General features: G+C 72.3%; 21 protein-coding genes and 1 pseudogene. 9 read left to right on the top strand and 13 right to left on the bottom strand.

Annotation, left to right across the window (positions count from 1 at the left end; all coding sequences use genetic code 11):
- The first annotated feature begins 129 nt into the window (after positions 1-129).
- The gene (locus tag FDM97_RS21530) at positions 130-1635 is read left to right on the top strand and encodes a hypothetical protein (RefSeq protein WP_254705706.1); all 1506 of its coding nucleotides are present in this window, start codon (positions 130-132) and stop codon (positions 1633-1635) included.
- Here the strand turns inward: FDM97_RS21530 and FDM97_RS21535 are convergent.
- Genes FDM97_RS21535 through FDM97_RS21545 form a run of 3 tightly spaced genes read right to left on the bottom strand, consistent with a single transcriptional unit; the run spans position 1608 to position 5802 of the window.
- Positions 1608-2852: an MATE family efflux transporter gene (locus FDM97_RS21535; protein ID WP_137992098.1), complete on the bottom strand. Its 1245-nt coding sequence runs from the start codon at positions 2850-2852 to the stop codon at positions 1608-1610. The two genes, FDM97_RS21530 and FDM97_RS21535, sit on opposite strands and share 28 nt — an antisense overlap.
- Positions 2849-4600, bottom strand: coding sequence for a tyrosine-protein kinase domain-containing protein (locus FDM97_RS21540; protein ID WP_137992099.1), 1752 nt, complete (start codon positions 4598-4600; stop codon positions 2849-2851). The genes FDM97_RS21535 and FDM97_RS21540 overlap by 4 nt, the downstream gene beginning before the upstream one ends.
- Positions 4597-5802 carry a glycosyltransferase family 4 protein gene (locus tag FDM97_RS21545; protein WP_137994951.1) on the bottom strand — a complete coding sequence of 402 codons (1206 nt, stop codon included), beginning with the start codon at positions 5800-5802 and terminating at the stop codon, positions 4597-4599. Before FDM97_RS21545 ends, FDM97_RS21540 begins: the two co-directional genes overlap by 4 nt.
- A 197-nt stretch (positions 5803-5999) precedes the next feature.
- Between FDM97_RS21545 and FDM97_RS21550 the strand changes: the two genes are divergently transcribed.
- Positions 6000-6473, top strand: a complete 474-nt coding sequence (locus FDM97_RS21550) for an FAD synthase family protein (protein ID WP_137992101.1) — start codon at positions 6000-6002, stop codon at positions 6471-6473.
- On the opposite strand, the gene FDM97_RS21555 is transcribed toward FDM97_RS21550, so the two are convergent.
- From FDM97_RS21555 to FDM97_RS21570, 4 genes are all read right to left on the bottom strand, one after another.
- Positions 6454-7176, bottom strand: coding sequence for a CDP-alcohol phosphatidyltransferase family protein (locus FDM97_RS21555; protein WP_137992103.1), 723 nt, complete (start codon positions 7174-7176; stop codon positions 6454-6456). The genes FDM97_RS21550 and FDM97_RS21555 overlap by 20 nt on opposite strands.
- A gap of 84 nt (positions 7177-7260) precedes the next feature.
- Positions 7261-8205 carry an alpha/beta hydrolase gene (locus FDM97_RS21560; RefSeq protein ID WP_254705707.1) on the bottom strand — a complete coding sequence of 315 codons (945 nt, stop codon included), beginning with the start codon at positions 8203-8205 and terminating at the stop codon, positions 7261-7263.
- 72 nt (positions 8206-8277) lie between these two features.
- Positions 8278-8976: an ABC transporter ATP-binding protein gene (locus tag FDM97_RS21565; RefSeq protein ID WP_137992104.1), complete on the bottom strand. Its 699-nt coding sequence runs from the start codon at positions 8974-8976 to the stop codon at positions 8278-8280.
- 37 nt (positions 8977-9013) lie between these two features.
- Positions 9014-10504, bottom strand: a complete 1491-nt coding sequence (locus tag FDM97_RS21570) for an ABC transporter permease (RefSeq protein ID WP_137992105.1) — start codon at positions 10502-10504, stop codon at positions 9014-9016.
- 93 nt (positions 10505-10597) lie between these two features.
- Here FDM97_RS21570 and FDM97_RS35940 point away from each other — a divergent pair, with 93 nt between their 5' ends.
- A complete protein-coding gene (locus FDM97_RS35940; RefSeq protein ID WP_175439195.1) occupies positions 10598-10759 on the top strand; it encodes a hypothetical protein in 162 nt (53 codons plus the stop codon).
- A 398-nt stretch (positions 10760-11157) separates the two neighbouring features.
- Here the strand turns inward: FDM97_RS35940 and FDM97_RS21575 are convergent, their stop codons facing one another.
- Positions 11158-12399 carry an ROK family protein gene (locus tag FDM97_RS21575; protein ID WP_137992107.1) on the bottom strand — a complete coding sequence of 414 codons (1242 nt, stop codon included), beginning with the start codon at positions 12397-12399 and terminating at the stop codon, positions 11158-11160.
- A 103-nt stretch (positions 12400-12502) separates the two neighbouring features.
- On the opposite strand from FDM97_RS21575, the gene FDM97_RS21580 reads away from it, so the two are divergent.
- Together FDM97_RS21580 and FDM97_RS21585 are read left to right on the top strand one after the other, a co-directional pair.
- On the top strand, positions 12503-13066 hold the full coding sequence (locus tag FDM97_RS21580) for a winged helix-turn-helix transcriptional regulator (protein ID WP_137992109.1): 564 nt from the start codon (positions 12503-12505) through the stop codon (positions 13064-13066).
- Entirely contained in the window at positions 13063-13995 is a 933-nt protein-coding gene (locus FDM97_RS21585) for a ketopantoate reductase family protein (protein WP_137992111.1), read from the top strand. The genes FDM97_RS21580 and FDM97_RS21585 overlap by 4 nt, the downstream gene beginning before the upstream one ends.
- A gap of 60 nt (positions 13996-14055) precedes the next feature.
- Here the strand turns inward: FDM97_RS21585 and FDM97_RS21590 are convergent.
- Both FDM97_RS21590 and FDM97_RS36880 read right to left on the bottom strand, forming a co-directional pair.
- Positions 14056-14553, bottom strand: a pseudogene (locus FDM97_RS21590) (alpha/beta hydrolase fold domain-containing protein); the annotation flags it as partial.
- A 58-nt stretch (positions 14554-14611) separates the two neighbouring features.
- Positions 14612-14746, bottom strand: a complete 135-nt coding sequence (locus FDM97_RS36880) for a hypothetical protein (protein ID WP_284440298.1) — start codon at positions 14744-14746, stop codon at positions 14612-14614.
- Positions 14747-14809: 63 nt separating this feature from the next.
- On the opposite strand from FDM97_RS36880, the gene FDM97_RS21595 reads away from it, so the two are divergent.
- The 3 genes from FDM97_RS21595 to FDM97_RS21605 all read left to right on the top strand — a co-directional run bounded on the left by FDM97_RS21595 (position 14810) and on the right by FDM97_RS21605 (position 17209).
- Positions 14810-15931, top strand: coding sequence for an amidinotransferase (locus FDM97_RS21595; protein ID WP_137992113.1), 1122 nt, complete (start codon positions 14810-14812; stop codon positions 15929-15931).
- A 168-nt stretch (positions 15932-16099) separates the two neighbouring features.
- Positions 16100-16375 (top strand): isoamylase early set domain-containing protein, encoded by a 276-nt coding sequence (locus FDM97_RS21600; RefSeq protein ID WP_137992115.1) that lies wholly within the window; start codon positions 16100-16102, stop codon positions 16373-16375.
- A 12-nt stretch (positions 16376-16387) separates the two neighbouring features.
- Positions 16388-17209: a VOC family protein gene (locus FDM97_RS21605; protein ID WP_137992117.1), complete on the top strand. Its 822-nt coding sequence runs from the start codon at positions 16388-16390 to the stop codon at positions 17207-17209.
- A 22-nt stretch (positions 17210-17231) separates the two neighbouring features.
- On the opposite strand, the gene FDM97_RS21610 is transcribed toward FDM97_RS21605, so the two are convergent.
- The 3 genes from FDM97_RS21610 to FDM97_RS21620 form a co-directional block, all read right to left on the bottom strand.
- A complete protein-coding gene (locus FDM97_RS21610; RefSeq protein ID WP_137992119.1) occupies positions 17232-17483 on the bottom strand; it encodes a DUF6213 family protein in 252 nt (83 codons plus the stop codon).
- Positions 17484-17508: 25 nt separating this feature from the next.
- The gene (locus FDM97_RS21615; protein WP_137992121.1) at positions 17509-18039 is read right to left on the bottom strand and encodes a universal stress protein; all 531 of its coding nucleotides are present in this window, start codon (positions 18037-18039) and stop codon (positions 17509-17511) included.
- A gap of 82 nt (positions 18040-18121) precedes the next feature.
- A complete protein-coding gene (locus FDM97_RS21620; protein ID WP_137992123.1) occupies positions 18122-18739 on the bottom strand; it encodes an MBL fold metallo-hydrolase in 618 nt (205 codons plus the stop codon).
- A gap of 260 nt (positions 18740-18999) precedes the next feature.
- On the opposite strand from FDM97_RS21620, the gene FDM97_RS21625 reads away from it, so the two are divergent.
- Positions 19000-19803 (top strand): endonuclease I family protein, encoded by an 804-nt coding sequence (locus FDM97_RS21625; protein ID WP_137992125.1) that lies wholly within the window; start codon positions 19000-19002, stop codon positions 19801-19803.
- Positions 19804-19814: the final 11 nt, after the last annotated feature.

The following is a 19814-nucleotide window of genomic DNA, read 5'->3' on the forward strand; positions in this document are numbered from 1 at the left end:
CCTGGCGTTCAGACTAACGGTTGACACGAGGTGACAGGGGGGCGTCGGTAGACTGCCGCGAAGTGATGTTCCGGGGTGGGGACTTCGACGGCTGGGGACGCCCGGGACTCCAGTCTTCCAGGGGGCGCGATGACGACCGATGTACGGGATACGGCGGCGCCACCGCGCCCGGATCCCACCGCGCCCGCACCGCTGCTCCTCGCGCCCGCGGTGTCCCCGCGCACCCTGCTCTCGCGGGCCCTGTCGATCCCGCTGGTGCTCGGCTTCACGGTGTTCCTGCCGCTGCTCGTGGCGATCCAGCCGGGCGCGGGCGTGCACGACGCCGCGTACTACCTCCAGATCGCGCTGACCATGTACGCCGGGGCGCGGCTTTCGGCCATGATCCTGACCAGCCGGCGCAAGCTGCTCCAGGGCTCGTTCTGGCTCTTCGTCTACATGGCGATGGGGGTGGCGCCGCTCGCCCAGGCCGTCCTCGGCCGGGTGCCGACGCCGGTCGTGGGGCCGCGCTCCGATCTGACGACGGCGGTGGCCCTGGTCCTGGTCGGCTGCGCCGCGTTCGACCTGGGGTCGCTGCTGGCCCGCGGCCGTCCGGGGGGCTCCGGGCGAGGCGAGGAGCGCCCGGCGCTGGTGCACCGGCGGAGGCTGTACCTGCTGGTGCTGCTCGCCTTCGCGTGCAGCGGTCTGTTCGTGGTCAAGCTCGGCGGTCCCGCGGTGTTCTTCTCCAGCCGTCAGGAGATCATCGCCGGGATCGAGGAGGCGGGCGTCTCGCAGGCCGACTCGCAGGCCGGGCAGGCGTTCCTGCGCGGCTTCGGCACGGTCCCGGCGCTCTTCGCGCTGCTGGTGTACAGCCGCTGGCTGGTGACCTCGCGACGGGCCCGGCGCCGCCCCATCGTGATCGCCGTCTTCCTGGGGCTCGTGCTGCTCAACTGCGTGGTGAACAACCCGATATCGAACCCCCGGTACTGGTTCCTCACGGTGATGTTCTCGCTGCTGTTCACGGTGTTCCCGGTGAGCGCCGCGATGTACCGGTCGGCGCTGAGTCTGGGGGTGGTGATGGCGTTGATCGTCTTCCCGTTCTCCGACCGCTTCCGGTACGACGAGAAGAACTACCGCCCGGTCGAGACGACGTCGGTCCTGGAGCCGCTGGCGCTCAAGGACTACGACCAGGTCGGCATGTTCGCCAACACCATCACGCTCGTGAACTCGGGCAGCCGGCACCGCTACGGCCGTCAGCTGGCCGGGTCCGTGCTCTTCGCGGTGCCCCGTTCGGTGTGGCCGGGCAAGCCGCGCGACACGGGGGTGATGGTCGGCCAGTGGATGGGGACGGTGAACACCAACCTCTCCTCGCCGGTCTGGGCCGAGCTCTGGATCGACTTCGGGGCCGTGGGCATGGGCGCCGGAATGATGGGGATGGGCTACGCGGCCGCGCGGGTCGACGGCAGATTCGCCCGCCGGGGCACCCGCAGGGCGCCGCCGGGCAGTCTGATCTCGCTGGTGGTGCCGCTGGTGGCGGGCTACTCCTTCATCCTGCTGCGCGGCCCGCTGCTCCAGGCCTCGGGCCGGGTCGCGATCGCGCTGATCTGCATCGCCCTGGTCACCACCTGGCGTCAGGACGAGGGCGCGGTGCTGCGCTGACCGTCCTGCCTCGGCGTGGTGGGCTGGGGGCGGGTGCGGGCCACACGGGTCCAGGCGGCGACGGCCTTCAGCGCGGAGCCGGCGGCCAGGCCCCAGGCGACGCCGACGGCGCCACCGAGGAGATAACCGCCACCGAGCATGAGGGCGACCGAGAGCAGCGAGAAGACCACCTGCACGGAGAGCGTGGCGCGCGGCCTGAGGACGCGCAGGGTGACCAGGGCGCAGGTGCCCGCCGCCATCACCGCGTACTGGCTGCCGGTGGCGGGCAGCAGCTCGGCGGCGGACTGCCAGGTGGCGCCCAGGAGTTGGCGGCCCACGTGGTCCGGCAGGGCGTACAGGACAGCGGCCCAGCCGAGCGCGACGAGGGCGAGGACGGCGGCGAGCAGGGCGGCGGCCCGTACGGTGGCGCGGCGGGAGCCGGCCCTGCCGAGCAGCGGCGGGCCGAACGCGTTGACCGAGGTGAGGAGTGTGTTGAGCGGGCCGAAGAGGGTGGTCGCGCCGCGCAGCGCGCCGACGACGAGGGGGCTCGCGAGGAGGCCGAGCGCGAGGACGGCGAGCTGGCTGGAGGCGTTGCCGACGGCGAACTCGACGGCGAAGCGCCGGCCGAGGTGGCCCTTGCGCAGATAGCGGCGAGGGGTGCCCGGCCGGTTGCGCACGAACGGGTACAGCAGGGCGAGCCCGAGGAGGGCGGCGGGCAGCGCCGACAGGCCCCACACGAGGACGAGCCGGGCCGGTGAGCTGCCGTGCGGCTGGAGCAGCAGCGCCGGCACGGCGCCGGCGAGCCGGAGCAGGTCGGCGGCGAGCGCCCGGTGGGGCTGCCGCAGCGCGGAGAAGGCGTAGCGCAGGCCGTCCTGGACGAGGACGACCGGGAGGACGGCGCCGAGGGCGAGCACCGCGAGTCCGGCGGCACCGCCGATGACGGCGCCGGCGGCGAGCAGCAGCACCCCGGCGGCCGCCGAGGCGGCGGCGGTGAAGGTGACGGCGGACCGGGCGGCCGCGCCGACCTCGTGCTCCTCGCCCTTCTCCAGGACGACGCTCTGCCCGACGTACGCGGCGCTCAGGCCGAGGAGCACGGTGAAGACGATGTACACCATGGAGAAGGCGGCGAAGCCGTCCGCGCTGGACGTCCTCGCGGCGATCACCAGGACGGCGATGTTGGTGAGGCTGGACGCCGCCTGGTCCAGGACCGAGGCGGCGACCGCGGCGGCACGTCTCAACGGTCGCCCGCGCGGATGTCGCCGGTCCGCAGGTCCTCGGCGCGCAGCGAGCGCAGGGCGACGGTGTCGGAGCCGTCGCCGAGGGTGATCTCCTCGGGCTCGGCGGCGAACTCCTCGCTCCCGGAGGGCGCGGCGGGCGACGCGGGGGGCCCGGGCGGCTCGTGGCGACCCCGGCCGCCGGACCCTCGGCGGCCTCCCGGCTGCTTGACGGCGCGGCGGCGCCGGCCCGGGGTGTGCACGACGGCACCGAGGACCGTTCCGCCCGCGCCCGCGATGAGTTCGCGGATGCGCTGGAGGTCCGTACGGTGGACGCTGCGCGGGTCGCAGACCACGAGGACGCCGTCGACGCGGTCGACGAGGGCGAGCGCGTCCGCGTAGTTGAGGACGGGCGGGGCGAGGACGACGACGGTGGCGTTGGGCGAGTCGGCCTCGGCGATGAGGCGGGAGACCCTGGGCGCGGTCAGGGCGCGTGCGACGTTGCGCACCCGCTCGCCCGGCACCAGGCCGAAGGATCCCGACTCACCCGCGTCGACGGAGAGTTGGCGCCTGCTGGGCCAGCCGTTCTCGTCCGCCTCCACCGGGCTGCTCCACCGGGGCGCGGCCGCCGCGTGGGCGCGCAGCCGCCCGGCGAGCGTGGGGGTGCGCAGGTCCGCCTCGATGAGCAGCACGTCCTTGCCGGTCTCGGCGAAGGAGGCGGCCAGGTGGGAGGCGACGGCCACGGCCGCCTCGTTGGAGCCGCGCGGGGCGACGACGAGAAGCCGCCTGCGGTCGGCGAACCGCTGGTCGTAGGCGAGCCGGAAGGCGACCGAGCGGTACTCCTCGGCGACGCGGGCGTCGGTGTGGTCGTCGGCGAGCAGGACGTCGGTGGCGCCGCGCGGCAGGGTGCCGAGGACGGGGGCGCGCACGGCGCGGGCGACGTCGCCGGAGGAGCGCGGCGCGGGGTCGAAGACGAGCCGGACCCAGGCGGCGAGCAGGCCGAGGGCCACGCCGACGAGGGCGCCGAGGCCGAGGCTCATGGGGAGCCCGGGGCCGTCGGAGTAGCCGGGGGCGGTGGCGGTGCGGATGACGGTGCCGGCCGACATGTCGAGGGACTTGAGCTGGCTGATCCGGGCGTCGAGTTCGTTGATGCGGTTGAGCAGGTTGGTCTTGACGCCGTACTCGGCGTCGCGGGCCGCCCCGTCGGGCATCCGGTCGACTTCCTTGGTCTTCTGGTCGTGCTTCCTCGCGACCTCGTCGAGCTGCTTCTGCTGGCCTTCCAGCATGGTGGCCCGTACGTCGGTCCACTGCTTCCTGCGCAGGTCGAGGTAGGCCTGGGTGACCGCGTTGGCCCGGTCGGCGGCGGCCTGGGGCGAGTCGGCGGTGTAGGTGAACTGGAGGACCTGGCTCTGGGGCGGGTTGGTGACCTGGAGGTCCTTCTGGAGCTTGCCGACGGTGCCGGTCCAGCCGAGCTTCCTGGCGGCCTGCTCGGCGACGCTGGTGCTGAGCGCGGTCTGCCGCTCGGAGCCCATGTTGAGCGTCTTGTCCTGCGAAATGCTGGGGTTGAAGGGGTCGTTGACGGGGGCGCGCAGGACGACCTGGCTGGTGGCGACGTACGTGTCCGCGTTGGACATCCCGAACCAGACGCCGCCGAGCAGGCCGATCCCGATGCCGGCGCCGATGATCACGCGGTAGCGCAGGAGCTGGCGGAACTGGTCGCGCAGCAGCTCCGGTTCGTCGTCCTCCACCGCGGAGACGTGCGTGTGTGTCACGTGCTCGGACCCCCCAGAGCCTCGTCGATCAGTGCGTCGATCCGGGCGAGTCCGGCCGCCCGGGTCAGATGGGCCTCGACGTGCCGGGGCCCCTGGGCGCCGAGCGCGTCGGCGGCCGCCGGATCGTCGCCGAGTCTACGGATCTCGGTGAGCAGCGCGTCGGGGTCTTCCGGCGGTACGAGGACGCCGGCGCCCGAGCGCCGCACTTCGAGGGCGGTGCCGCCCTCGGCGGCGACGGAGGCGACGACCGGGCGGCCGGCGGCGAAGTACGAGGTCAGCTTGGACGGCACGCTCATGTCGAGGACCGAGGCCCGCTGGGTGACGGCGAGGACGTCCGCCGCGGCGAGGGTGTCGGGGAACTCGTCGTCGCCGACGGGCTCCATGAAGTCCAGGTTGGGGATACCCGTCCCCAACTCCCGTAGATGTGCGCGCTGGTTGCCGTCGCCGAGGAGCACGATCCGGATCTTGGGGTCGCGCCGGGCCGCCTCGACCAGGACCTCGAGTCCCTGCTTGAGTCCCATGTTCCCCGAGTGCAGGACGACGGTCTCGCCCTCGCCCCAGCCGAGCCGCGCGCGGGTCTCGGCGCGGGGCGCCGAAGGGCTCGGTACGTGGGACCAGTTGGGGACGAGCCGGATGCGGCCGCGGTCGACGCCCATGGCGGCGACCTTGTCGACGAAGGTCTCGTGGATGACGCCGACGAGCGCGGCTCTGCGCAGGGCGTACGTCTCTGCGCGGGCGGCGAGCGCGGCGGCGCGGTCCCCGCCGCGGATGCCGCTCTGCGCGGCCGCGGCGCCCATCAGGTCCTGGACGACGGGGACGTAGGGAACGCTCCAACGGGCGGCGAGGCGGGCGCCGATGATGCCGCCGGCGAGGCTGGGCATCTGGGCGAGGACGGCGTGGGGCCGGGCCATGGAGGGCGGTGCGACGAGGCCGTGGGCGAGCACGCTCGCCTCGAACGCGGCGCGCTTGAGGGCGGTTTGGCGGGGCGGCACGGTGTGGCGTCTGCGGTGCACGACGACTCCGGCGCGCTCCTCGGTGCGGCGCCAGACCTTCGCGTAGGCCGGGTCGAGGGACCAGGAGGGGTAGTGCGGCATGCCGGCGAGGACATGGGTCTCGTGGCCGCGCGCCGCCCAGTGTTCGGCGATCTGGGTCGCGTAGGGGCCTATTCCGGCGTGTTCCGGCGCGTAGTTGGTGGACACCATCAGCAGGCGCCGCCGTATGACCGCCGTACCGTTGCCGCCGTCCCCTGCCGCCACTTCTCCCACGCGACCGTCCCTCTCCCCCGTACGTGACCCCGCCCTCACCCTAGTCGTTCACCCCTTCTCAACGGAACGTGCACGCTATCGTCGGAAACTCCTTCGCGCTGGGGAGCGCGAACGCACCTGGGGGGTTTCAACTCATGACCGCAGGAAGGCCGTACCGGGTCGGCTATGCGCCGGGAGCCTACGACCTCTTTCACATCGGGCATCTCAACATCCTTCGGCACGCCCGCAGTCAGTGCGACTACCTGGTGGCGGGTGTGGTCTCCGACGAGATGGCGGAGCTCGCCAAGGGCCGCCTCCCGGTGATTCCGCTGGTCGAGCGGCTGGAGATCGTGCGCAACGTGAAGTACGTCGACGCGGCCTTCGTGGAGACCGTGCCGGACAAGCTGGAGACCTGGAAGCAGGTCCGGTTCGACGTGCTGTTCAAGGGGGACGACTGGCGGGGGACGCCCAAGGGGGACCGGCTGGAGCGGGACTTCGCGGGGGTAGGGGTCGAGATCGTCTACTTCCCGTACACCGTGCACACCTCCAGTACCCAACTCCGGCGTGCGCTCGACCTCCTGACACAGGAGGCCGAGCCGAGGTCCGGGGTCAGCGACGGACTGCGCTGAGTTCGCGGAACCACTTGGTGAGGAAGGCCAGGAGGAACAGCGCGCTCGCGGCGCCGAGCGCGCTGTAGGCCCAGCGGAACGCGGAGCCGCCGCCGTACAGCAGGAAGACCAGGCAGAAGACACCGTGGTCGACGGGGAGCAGGGCCACCGCGCGCAGGGTGGAGGGCGTGGGGGCCGGGGTGCCAGGGGCCGGTCGGGGCTTGAGCTTCTCGGTGAGGAGCCCGCCGAAGAAGGTGACGACGGCGGCGAGCTGGAATCCGAGGGGGACGAGGAGCCAGCCGTCCGTGGCCGTGCCGAAGTGCCCCGGGTGCCGGTAGAAGGCGATCAGGACGGCGATGTGCAGGGCGGTGATCTTCGCGCAGTCCACGACGTGGTCGAGCCACTCCCCCGCCGGGCTGCCGCCGCCGCGCAGGCGGGCGAGCTGACCGTCGGCGGAGTCGAAGGCGAAGCCGACGGCGAGTCCGAGCCAGATCAGCAGACCGAGCGTCCAGGACGGCGTTCCGAGGGCCGCCCCCGCGACGGCGGCGAAGCTGAACGCCGCGCTGATCACTGTTACTTGATTGGGTGTCAGCCCGGCGGCGTACGAGCCGGCCGCGAGGTAGCGCCCCACGGGGCGGTTGACGAAGCGGGAGTAGAGCGAGACTCCCTTCGCGGACTTCTGGGCGGACCTCAGCTCGTTCAGCGCGGTCGCGATCGTTCCCACGAACCCCCCCGGGTCATGATGCCGGACGCCGTACATCTGTACGTGATGCGCACATCATGGCAGTAGCGGGGGGTCTGGGGTGACTCAGCCGGCCACGCGCTCGATCCAGGCGGTGAGTTCGGCCACGACCTCGTCCCTGTTCGTCTCGTTGAGCACCTCGTGCCGGGCGCCGTCGTAGGTGCGGTATGTGACGTCGGTGAGGCCGGCCGCGCGGTAGCGGGAGACCAGCAGGTCGGAGAGGGTGAGTCCGGCGTTGAGCGGGTCGCGGTCGCCGACGAGGACGTAGAGCGGGAGCGTCGCCGGGATGCCCTCGGGGGCGGCGAGCCTCGCGGCCGCGGCGCCCATGTCCGTCATCCCCCGGTCGTCGGCGGCGAATCCGCAGAGCGGGTCGGCGAGATAGGCGTCGACCTGCTTCTCGTCGCGGCTGAGCCAGTCGGCCTCGGTGCGGACCGGCTCGAAGGCGGCGTTGAAGGCGTCGAAGACACCCGCGTCCTCGATGCCCGACTCCTGGGCCCGCTGGGCGGCCTCCAGAAGTGCGACGACCAGCTGGTCGACGGCGGTGGTGCCGGAGAGGGCGACGCCGTCGACGAGTTCGGCGTGGTCGAGGAGGAACTGCTGGGCGGCGAACGAGCCCATGCTGTGCCCGAACAGGATCACCGGCGCGCCGGGGTGGCGTTCGCGAGCGGTCCGGGTGAGCGTGGCGAGGTCCTCGACGAGCAGGTTCCAGCCGTTGTCGCCGAGGTGACCGGGGCCCGCGTGCATGGACAGGCCGTGACCCCGGTGGTCGCCCGCGTACACGGCGAAACCGAGTCCGGCGAGGTGTTCGGCGAGCGGGGCGTAGCGGGCGGCGTGCTCCCCCATGCCGTGGGAGATCTGGACGACACCGCGGGGCTGCCCCGCGGGAAGCCACTCGTGGACGTGGATCTCGACACCGTCCTGCGAGGTGAAGGTGAACATCGTCGACTCCTGCGGCCGGGCCCGCGGTCCCGACCCGAGGGCATCGGCCGCCACCGTAACGACGGTCGGCATTGCCGAACAGCGGAGGGGGTGGTGATCCGGGTCTCACCGGGGGCGGCCATGGCGGGGCCGCCCCCGGGGGGTCTACGCGTCCACCGGGTCGGCGTGACGGTTCTCCTTGAGGGTGATCCGGCCCTTGCGGATGGTCGCCAGGCGCGGGGCGCGGCGGGCGATGGCGCTGTCGTGGGTGACCATCACGAAGGTCAGCCCATGCTCCTTCCACAGGCCTTCGAGCAACTCCACGATCTCGTCGCGCATCGACTCGTCGAGGTTGCCGGTCGGCTCGTCGGCGAGGAGTACCTTGGGCCGCTTCACCAGGGCGCGCGCGATCGCGACGCGCTGCTGCTGGCCGCCGGAGAGCTCCGAGGGCAGGTGCCCGCGCCGCTCGCCGAGGCCGACGGACTCCAGCGCCTCGGCGGCGCGCGAACGGCGCTCGGCGGCCTTCACGCCGAGCGGCACGAGCGCGGTCTCCACGTTCTCCTGGGCGGTGAGCGTGGGGATGAGGTTGAAGCTCTGGAAGACGAAGCCGATGTTCTGGCTGCGTACGGTCGTCAGCCTGCTCTCCGAGAGTTTCGCCAGGTCGACGCCGTCGAGCATGACGCTGCCCGAGGTGGGCCGGTCCAGGCCGCCGAGCATCTGCAGCAGCGTGGACTTGCCGCCGCCGGTGGGGCCTTGGATGACCAGACGGTCGCCCTGGCTGAGGGTGAGGTCGATCCCGGCGAGCGCGTCGACTCTCTCCTGGCCCCTGCGGTACTGCTTGGTGACGCCGGTGAGTTCGTACATGGGGGTGCAACTCCTGTGGTACGGGAAGGGGTTCGGGTTACTCGACGCGGCGCAGCGCGTCCGCCGGGCGCAGGCGCGAGGCGCGCCAGGCGCCGAAGCCACCGGCGACGAGCCCGCCGCCGAGGGCGAGGACCACGGCGAGGCCGACGGTGGTCACGCTCACGGGCGCGGTCAGGGCGATGTCCAGGGAGTTGCCGCCGGCGCCGCCCGTGCGGACGGAGGCCAGGCCGGGTCCCCCGAGCATCCGGCCGCCGCCGGGGCCGCCGCCCGTCAGGGCGCCGGCGCCGAGTTCGGCGGTGAGGGTGGGGCTGATGGCGGTCACGAGGTAGGCGCCGCCGAGGCCCACGGCGATGCCGAGCGCGCCGCCGATCACGCCGTTGACGAGTGCCTCGCCCATGACCTGCCGGGTGACCCGGCCGCTCTTCCAGCCCAGCGCCTTGAGCGTGCCGAACTCGCGCACGCGGCGGCTGACCGCGGAGGAGGTGAGCAGCCCGGCGACGAGGACGGCCGCGACGAGGACGGCGTACGAGAGCCACTTGCCCACGTTGGTGGCGAGGTTGGCGGCCGTGTCGAGCGAGCCGGAGACGGTCTCGGCGAGATCGGCGGAGGTGGTGACCGTGGTGCCGGCGACGTTCTTCTGGATGGCGCTCTTGACGCTCTCGATCCTGGTCGAGTCGGCGGCCTTCACATAGACGGTGGTGATCTTGTCCTTGGAGTCGGACAGGGTCTGCGCCTGCTTCAGCGGGAGATAGACCTGCGCGGCGGGCTGCCCGCTGTCGGCGGTGGCGATGCCGATGATCTCGAACGTCACGCCCTTGACCGTGAGGGTCTTGCCGACGGCGAGGCCCTCCTGCTTGGCGTAGGCGCTGTCCACGACGACGACCTTGGCGTCGGTCTCGGAGGTCGTGAAGGTGCGGCCCTGGGTGATGGCCGAGGTCGTGAGGGGGCCGAGGTCGGGGGCGGTGACGTCGGTGCCGTAGAGCGTGAAGGAGTTGACGTCGAACGCGGCGCCACCGCCGGTGACGGTGTCACTCTTGCCGGAGCCGGAACCGGAACCGGAGCCGCCACCCGGGCCACCGGGCTGGGCGGGCGCGGCCTGGCCGCGCTGGATCTCGCCGCGCTTGAACTCGCCGTCGATCTTGAGGTTGGTGAGGCTGAGGCCGCCGACGGCCTGGGCGACGCCGTCCTGCTCGGCGACGGTGGTGACGGTGGACGCGGGCAGGGTCTGGAAGCCCTGGACCATCAGTCGGTCGCTGCTCTGCTCCTCACCGTCCCCCTTGGCGTCGAACTCGAACCGGGGCCGCTGTGCCTGCTCGCCCGCCTTGGGTTCCTCACGGGCCTTGGTGACGGTGAGATCGGTGCCGAGGCCGTAGAGGGACTCGAGGACCTGCGTCTGTGCCTGCTTCATGCCGGAGGCCACGGAGTTGACGACGATGACCAGCGCGATCCCGAGCGCGAGCCCGGAGGCGACGACGAGCGCCGCCTTTCTGCGACGGCGCAGCTCGCGCCGGAGGTAGGTGAAGAACATGGGCGCGAAGTTAGGCGCGCGTGGTGATGGCCGGATAAGGCCCACGTGAGAGTGGGATGAGAGTCCGGGAGGCCGGGTGACGGAGCGTCTGGGGTGGGGGCGCAGAGGCGGTGTTCCTGGCTCGGCGACGGCACCGCGGGCGCGGGCTCGATGGCCGCGGCTCGCGACGGCGGCCAGGCGCGGCCGCGCTGGGGGCTGCTGACGCGGACGACGGCCAGGCGCGGCGGCTCCAAGCGGTGGCGACTCGGCGGCTGACTTGACGGCGCCAAGGCAACGGCCTGCTCGGCAACCGCACCGCGGGTCGGTCGCCGACGCTCGGCGGCGCCGGCAGGGCGGGGCCGGCGCGGCGCTGCTGACTCGGGCCAGGCGCAGCCGCTCGGCGGCTGCAAGCGGCAGCCGGTCGCTCGGCGGGGTGGCAGGGCACAGCCGGTCGGCACTGCTGACTCGGCGCTGCTGACTCGGCAGCGGCCAGGCTCAGCCGGCTCGGCGACTGCAAGCGGCAGCCGGTCGCTCGGCGAGGTGGCAGGGCACAGCCGGTCGGCACTGCTGACTCAGTGGGGCCAAGCGCGGCCGGCTCGGCAGCCGGTCGCTCGGCGCGGCCGGTCGGTGGCCGCAAGTCGGGGGCGGTGGCTCGGGCGCCTGCCGGTGGGGGCTCAGGAGGCGTACGCGAGGGGGTCCGTCAGGACCTGGCGGATGACGACGGCTGCCGCGCCGCGGGCCGCGTCCGTCGAGGTGGAGGCCGCGCGCAGGCGGTTGGCGGAGAGGGTCCAGAGGCCGGAGACCACGCGGCGGGCGAGTTCGGCGTCGACGGCCGGGCCCAGCCGGGGCATCAGACGGGGGTAGATCCCGCCGAGGACGACCACCTCGGGATCGAGCAGGTTCACCGCGCCGGAGAGCGCGTACCCGAGCATCCGCCCGGCCTCCTCGACGGCGGCCACCGCCCGCGGCTCACCCGCCTCCACGCGGCGGGCCAGCTCCTCGACGCCGCCCGGGCCCGTCACCCCCTCCTCCAGGCCCGCCGCGCGCAGCAGCGCCGACTGGCCCGCGTACTGCTCCAGGCAGCCGCGCGAGCCGCAGCGGCACAGCGGCCCGTTCGCGTCCACGGCCATGTGGCCGATCTCGCCGGCGAAGCCGTGCGCGCCGCGCAGCAGTTCACCGTTGACCACGATCGCGCCACCGACGCCGATCTCGCCCGTGAGGTGGAGGAAGCTGCGTACGTCGCCCAGGGCGCCGAACCACAGCTCCGCCAGCGCCGCGACGTTCGCCTCGTTGTCCGAGGCGACCGGCAGCTCGGACCGGCCGGGGCGCAGCGCGGTGAGCGCGGCGGCGAAGAGCCGGTCGGCCTCGACCCGGTTCCAGCCGAGGTTCGGGGCCTGGTGGACGGTCCCGGCCGAGACCAGACCGGGCAGGGCGAGCCGTACGCCCGCCGCGCGCAGGTCCCGTTCCGCCGCGCGTCCGAGCACGCTCGCCGCGATCCGGGCCGCGCGCCCCAGGACCTCGGCGGCGGCCGCGCGGTTGTCGAGGGGCTCGGTGACCCGGACGCGGTCGGTTCCCGCGAGGTCCACGACGCACACGGACACGTAGTCGACGTTGATCTCGACGCCGATCCCGGCCGGGCCGGTGTCGGCGGCCTTCAGGACCGTTCCGGGCCGTCCCGCCTGCCCGCTGAAGGTCTTGCCCGACTCGACCAGGAAGCCCTGGTCCAGGAGCTGTTCGACCAGCGAGGAGACGGCGGCGCGGGTCAGTCCGACGTGCGCGGCGACCGACGCCCGGGTCGTCTCGCCGGCCTCGTGGACGGTCCGCAGGACGAGGCTGAGGTTGTGCCGCCGCACGCTCGCCTTGTCGGCCTTGGGTTCCACCGGGTGCGCACCCCCGGTCCGCGGAGTCTTCGTCATCGTGGGCCGAGCCTAATCCCCCTGATCTGCCCGCTCCCCTCGGCTGCGCCCCCCATCACGAAAACAGTTCAACCACCGAACTCTTTCCGCTACTCTCTGCGCCATGCCCCTTCCGCGCGACTACAGCGGTCAGACCTGCGCCCTCGCCCGCTCGATGGAGATCATCGGCGAGCGCTGGACCCTGCTGATCGTGCGCGACGCTTTCTACGGGGTGCGCCGCTTCGGCGAGTTCGCCGTCCATCTGGGCCTCCCCCGGGCCGTCCTCACCGACCGGCTCAGCACCCTCACCCAGGCCGGTGTCCTCGAACGCCTCCCCGACACCGGACGCCGCGAGGTCTACGGGCTGACCCCCAAGGGCGTCGCCCTCTGGCCCGCCGTCCGGGCGCTCACCTCCTGGGGCGAGGAGTTCTACGCGGCGGGCGGCGGCCCACGCCGTGTGTTCCGCCACGCCACGGACGACGCCCCGATCGCCGGGGACGGCCGCTGCACCGGCTGCGGCGCCCCGGTCCCGGTCGGCGACATCCTGGTGACCCCCGGCCCCGGGCTCGCTCCCGTGGCCGAGGACGCCGACCCGGTGACGGCGGCCCTCGCCCGCCCGCACCGCCTGCTCCAGCCCTTGCTCACCCCATCGCGTACAGCACGCTCCACGAGAGGTCCACACTCATGAAGATCCTGGTCGTCGGCGCCGGAGCCACAGGAGGCTATTTCGGAGCCCTCCTGGCCCGTTCCGGACAGGACGTCACCTTCCTGGTCCGTCCGCGGCGCGCCGAGGTGCTGCGCGAGCGCGGTCTGCGCGTCACCGGCCGGGGCGAGGAGTGGTCCCTGGAGCCCCGGCTGCTCACGGCCGACGCGCTGACCACTCCGTACGACCTCGTCCTCCTCTCGGTGAAGGCCACCGCGCTCGAGCAGGCGATCGAGGACATAGGCCCGGCCGTCGGGCCGGACACGGCGATCGTGCCGCTGCTCAACGGGCTCGCCCACATGGACGCCCTCAACGCCCGCTTCGGCTCCGGGTCCGTCCTCGGCGGAGTCGCCAAGGTGGTCACCACCCTCGGCGACGAAGGGGACATCGTCCGCCTCGCGCCGATCGCCCACCTCACGATCGGCGAGCAGGACGGGTCGCGCTCGCCCCGAGTGGAGAAGATCCGGGCGGTGTTGAGCGAGGCCGGCATCGACGCCCTGGTGCCCGAGGACGTGCTGACCTCGATGTGGCACAAGTGGGTCTTCATCACCACCTTCGGCGCGGTGACCAGCCTGATGCGCGGGACGGTCGGAGAGGTCAACGCCGTACCGGGCGGCGCGGACCTGGGCCCTGCCGTTCTGGCGGAGGCGGCGGCGGTGTCGGCCGCGGCGGGCCGTCCCGTACCGGAGTCCGAGCGGACGACGACGCTGGACATCGTGACCGCCACCGGTTCTTCGATGGTCCCGTCCCTGTACCGGGACCTGGTGGCCGGACGCCCGACCGAGGTCGAGCACCTCTTCGGCGATCTGGTGGCCCGGGCCCGCGCCCTGGAGGTGCCGACCCCCCTCCTCGATCTGGCGACCCTCCACCTGCGCGTGCACCAGGAGCGGGTCCTGGCCGCCGCCCGCGGTTAGCGCCGCCGCGGCCGTCGGGGTGCGGATGACGCCGCGTCAGACGCCGTGGAGGGCCTTGCGGAGTGCGTCCACGCCCACGGCGACACGGGCCGGGTCGAGGCCGTGCGCGGCGCCCTCGCGCCCGATCCACTGGGCCACCAGGTAGTTCTGCTCGATCGCCACCGGGTAGCGGGCCTCGGGCGACAGGTCGTACTCGGGGAAGACGACGGCCGCGCGGGCACCGACGGCCAGCTCGCGCACCAGACGGTCGTGGGTGTGGGCGTTGCCGAACACCCAGCCGGCGCCGTGGAGGTAGACGAGGACGGGCAGGGGGCCGCCCTCGTGTCCCGCCGGGCGGACGATCCGCGCCCGGACGCTGCCGGTCGGGCCGCCCTCGACGGTCACCCACTCCTCGTCGACCTCCGGCTTCGCGACCGCGCCGGACTGGAGCTCGTCCACGGCCTTGCGGCCGTCGTTCACCGGCATCTCGTACAGGAACGGCGGCCCGGCCGTCGCCGCGGCGAGCTCCGCCGCGGCCGGCTCCAGCACGGGCCGGTTCCTGCTCTGGTCGTCCGACATCACGGACCGCCTCTCCTCGTACGTGCCCCGGGCAGCGAGACGGCCTCACCGCCGGTGTTCACCATGCGACCAGATCCATCGACGGTTTGCAGAGCCAGGGCGTGAACGTCACGGGCTCACCGCTCAGCTTCAGCGGTACGGCCCGGTGACCGATCGAATGCCCGAGGGACTCCACCGCCCCTTGTGCGATCACTTTCAGTAATATGGTCATGATGACGAGTGACTGACGTCTGGGATCGAAGGGTGGACCACGCGTATGGCGGTGCCGTCGGACACCCCCGCGAACGCCGCCGAACCTCCCCTGTCGCCGGTGAATTCACACAATGACTGGGACCCGCTGGAGGAGATCATCGTCGGGCGCCTCGAAGGTGCGACGATCCCCGGCGATCATCCGGTCGTGGCCTGCAACATGCCGCCCTGGGCCGCCCGGATGCAGGGGGTTGCCGGCGGATTCAGATATCCGCGCAGGCTGGTCGAGCGCGCGCAGGAGGAGCTCGATCAGTTCATCGCTCTGCTGGAGTCCCTGGACATCACGGTCAGGCGTCCCGACGCGGTCGACCACAGGCGTCGTTTCGCCACCCCGCACTGGTCGTCGCGCGGTTTCTGCAACGCCTGCCCACGCGACAGCATGCTCGTGGTCGGCGACGAGATCATCGAGACACCGATGGCGTGGCCGTGCCGATATTTCGAGACCCATTCCTATCGCGAGATCCTGAAGGACTATTTCCTACGGGGCGCGCGCTGGACATCGGCGCCGAAGCCGCAGCTCACCGACGCGCTTTTCGACGCGGATTTCCGGATACCCGAAGTCGGCGAGCCCATGCGGTACATCCTCACCGAGTTCGAGCCGGTGTTCGACGCGGCGGATTTCATGCGCGCGGGACGCGACCTTTTCGTCACGCGGGGAAATGTCACCAACCGCATGGGCATCGCGTGGCTGCGCCGCCATCTCGGACCGGGCTATCGCATCCACGAGATCGAGAGCCGCTGCCGTACGCCCATGCACATCGATACGACGTTCCTCGTGCTCGCGCCCGGCAAGGCACTGGTCAACCCGGAATACATCGACGTCGACCGCCTGCCCGACGTCCTGAGCTCGTGGGACATCCTGATCGCCCCCGAGCCCAACCCGATCGACGAGCACCTGCTCAGGATCACCTCGATGTGCGGCAAATGGCTCAACATGAACGTCCTCATGGTCGACGAGACCCGGGTCATCGCCGAGCGGCACCACACCGACACCCTGCGCGCGCTCGAACGCTGGGGATTCGAGCCGATCCCCTGCGACCTTCTGCACTACGCGCCGTTCGGCGGCTCGTTCCACTGCGCGACCCTCGACATCCGGCGTCGGGGCACGCTGGAATCGTATGTCGACTGATCGGCCCCCTGAGCGTGAGGCGGAGGTTCAGCCATCTGCCGCAGCACGTCGACCCGGTGGTGTCCGGCCGTGTGACCGAACGGCCGTGTTGACGTGCGGGCAGGGAGGGCGCGGGAGCAGGATGGTGCGCGGCTCCCCACTCTTCCGGCTCCGACAGGAGACACTCCCGTGCTCGAACGCAAGCAGCGCAAGACCCGGACCGAGATCACCTTCGTGCTCCCCGCCGACACCCCTCCCGGGCCGGTCAGTGTCGTGGGTGACTTCAACGGCTGGGACCCCTACGCCCACCCCCTCCGCGCCCGGCAGGACGCCATGCGGGCCGTCACCGTCACGCTGCCCCGCAAGAGCAGCCACTCCTTCCGCTATCTGGCGGCCGGCGACTACTGGTTCAACGACGAGTCCGCCGACGGCCAGGACGGCCCCAACAGCAGGGTGAACACCTGAGACCCCGACGCCATGGCACGCAGCGAAAGGGAGGGCCCTGACGTGGTCCGGATGGCCGCGGAGGTCTTCGGCGCGCCGTGCTGGCTGAGTCTGATGGCGCGTGACCTCCACGCCGCACAGGAGTTCTACCGCGCTGTGCTCGGCTGGACCTTCACGACCAGCAGCCTCGGGCGGGGGTTCTCCGTCGCCGAGCTGGACGGCGTGCCCGTCGCGGGGATCGACGCCGTGGCCGGCGAGTTCGCCGTACCCGTGGCGTGGACGGTGTACTTCGCCGTCGACGACGCGGACGCCGCCGTGGCGCGCATTCGCGCCCACGGCGGCACCGTGGGCGTCGGCCCTGTCGCGTATCCGCCCACCGGCCGCGCGGCGCTCGCCACCGACCTCGAGGGCGCCGCTTTCGGGGTCTGGGAGGGTCGCGTCCTGTCCACCTGGCACATCGGTGAGGGTGAGGCGCCCGCGTGGCTCGAGCTGCAGACCAGGAACGCGTTCGACGCCGCGTTCTTCTACGGCAAGGTGCTCAAGTGGGCTGACGACGGGAGCCCCGGCTGCTGCGAGGTCTCGTACGAGGAGGATCAGGTCGTTCTGCGGCACGAGGGCCAGGCGGTGGCACGGCTGAACAGCGGCCCGGTCGACAGCGGGTCCCCCGCCCCGCAGTCACGGCCCCGCTGGCTGGTCCACTTCAAGGTCCCCGACCTGGAGGCCGCCAGGGCCGCGGTCGTCGAGCACGGCGGCGGCATCGTCACGGACGACGTCCAGGTGGTGGCGCGGGATCCGGAGGGCGGTCTGTTCGCCCTCGACGAGTTGCCGGCCGTCGGGTGGCCGGTCGTCCCCTGACGCCTCAGCGCGGCCTGCGGCCTCAGGGGGGCGACGTGCCGCCTCCCTCACCCCGTACGGGGAGGAAGGCGATGCACTCGGCGTCGATCTGATCGGCCACATCGCTCAGCACTCCGGCCAGGGCCAGCACGGTCCCGGGGTCGAGGTCCGTCTCGCCCGCGTCCGTCGACGCCAGCCATCCGGCGGCGAGTCGCCGCAGAAGACCCGTGACCCGGTCGGCCGGGATGAGCAGGGGACCGCCCGCGAGGGAGACGAGGGGTATCGACGCGTTCATCGTGAACCGACCTCCGCGGAACGGACTACGACGGGCCGTGCTCCGTGGTTTTCGTGGCTTCCGTGGCCCTTGTGGCCTCCGTGGCCTCCGTGGCCTCCGTGGCCTCCATCGCTTCCATGACGTCCGGACGGACGATGACGACGGGGCAGGACGCGTGCAGGGCGCACTGCTGGCTGACGGAGCCCAGGAGCAGGCTGGCGAAGCCGCCCCGGCCCCGGCTGCCCACGACCAGCATCTCGGCCCCCGCCGACGCTCCGATCAGCACCTTGGCCGGGTTGCCCCGCACCACGTGTTCCACCAGCGGAACCTCACCGGCCCGCACGAGCACGGTCCGGATCTCGTCCGACAGGGCCTGCCGGGCCTGCTCCTCGTCGAAGGCGGCGGACACCGGCGGAGCGGATCGTCCCACCGCTCCCGGCACGTCGTAGGCGGCCACGACGTCCACCGTCCCGCCGATGAGCCGCGCGTGCCGCACCGCCCACCGCAAGGCGTCGTACGAGTCCGGGGAGCCGTCGACGCCCACGACCACGCGGGGAGTCTCGTCGTTGACGTTCATGACCGGAGCTCCTCCCGCTGTGGGAGCGTTCTTCAATGCCCGGCTACCCCTGCCCGCCGGCACTATGCGCCGAGCCCCGCCGTCACTCGGTGCAGCTCAGCGTGTACGTCCGGCCCTCGCGGCCCCACTCACCCCACTCGGGCCGCAGCCCCGCGTCCATCGCCCGCAGGCACGGGCGGCCGATGTGCGCGTACACCAGACGCCGTACCCGGTGCAGGAGCGCCTCGCGCCCGACCTCCAGGACGTACGCGTGGCCGCCGACCCCGCCCCGGAACCTGATCCGCCGGTCCCAGCCCGCCGCCTCCGCGAACATCACGTCGGCGCCGCCCGCCCACGACGGGAACTCCCAGAACTCCGGGGCCCACACCGCCACCCTCCCGCCGGCTTCGATCCGGTACCCGCAGGTCGGATGAGAGGTGTGCACCACCTCGAAGGCGCCGATGCGCAGGTCGCCCAGCCTCACCTCACCCATCCGGGGCTCGACGTCCCGCTCCGCGGCCATCCGCCGCAGGGCCGAACGGAGCTCGGCGTGCTCGTCGGTGACCAGCCAGGCGTCCAGCCGCCGCGGCGGATCCGCTCCGGGGCCGGCGTCGAGCGCCACCCGCCGGCCGCGGTGGGCGACCAGCAGGCCCGCCGGTGCGAAGCGGGGCGAGTTCATCGCCCCCACCCCGAGCAGCGTCAGCCGCAGCCGCCACGCCATCGGGCTCACCTCCGTTCACCACCCCGCGGGTGCCCGGCGGACGCGGCCCTACGCGGCGCCGCGGGGGCCGGCCACCCGCGCGACGGAGTGGGGTTACGTCGTATGCGAGAACGTCACAGAAAAGCCTTCTCCCGGTTACACAGCGGGCCCCTTCCCCATGCCACTCTCCCGCTTGCGAGAACTCAACACGCGTAGAACGCGGCGTCCTTGAGCCGGATGCCGCGTTCCGGCGCGTCCGTCCCCGGGAAAGGGCACCCCCCATGTCCGCTGTGCAGACAGGCAGATGGAAGGCGCTGGCGGCAGCCATATCCGCCGTCCTCATCGGCCTCACCCTTCCGACGGTCGCCGCGACTCCGGCGAGCGCGACGACCACGGCCTACGACAGCACGTACTACAAGAACGCGATCGGCAAGACCGGCACGAGCCTCAAGTCCTCGCTCCACACCATCATCAGCGGCCAGAGCAAGATCTCGTACGACGCGGTCTGGAACGCGCTGAAGGTCACCGACCAGGACCCGAACAACAGCGGCAACGTGATCCTGCTGTACAGCGGCACCTCGCGCAGCAAGGCACTCAGCGGCGGCGACGTGGGCGACTGGAACCGCGAGCACGTCTGGGCCCAGTCCCACGGCAGCTTCGGCACCTCGGCCGGACCCGGCACCGATCTGCACCATCTGCGCCCCGCGGACGTCCAGGTCAACAGCATCCGCGGCAACAAGGACTTCGACAACGGCGGCAGCGCGGTCAGCGGCGCGCCCGGCAGCTACACGGACACCAACTCCTTCGAGCCGCGCGACGCGGACAAGGGCGACGTGGCCCGCATGATCCTCTACATGGCCGTCCGCTACGAGGGCGACGACGCCTGGGCCGACCTTGAGCCCAACGACTCGGTCTCCAACGGCAGCGTCCCCTACCACGGCCGTCTCTCGGTCCTGAAGCAGTGGAACGAGCAGGACCCGCCGAGCGCCTTCGAGGAACGACGCAACGACGTCATCTACAACACGTACCAGGGCAACCGCAATCCGTTCATCGACCACCCGGAGTGGATCGAGGCGATCTGGTAGACCGGCTGTGA

Source organism: Streptomyces vilmorinianum (assembly GCF_005517195.1).
Classification (GTDB): Bacteria; Actinomycetota; Actinomycetes; order Streptomycetales; family Streptomycetaceae; genus Streptomyces; species Streptomyces vilmorinianum.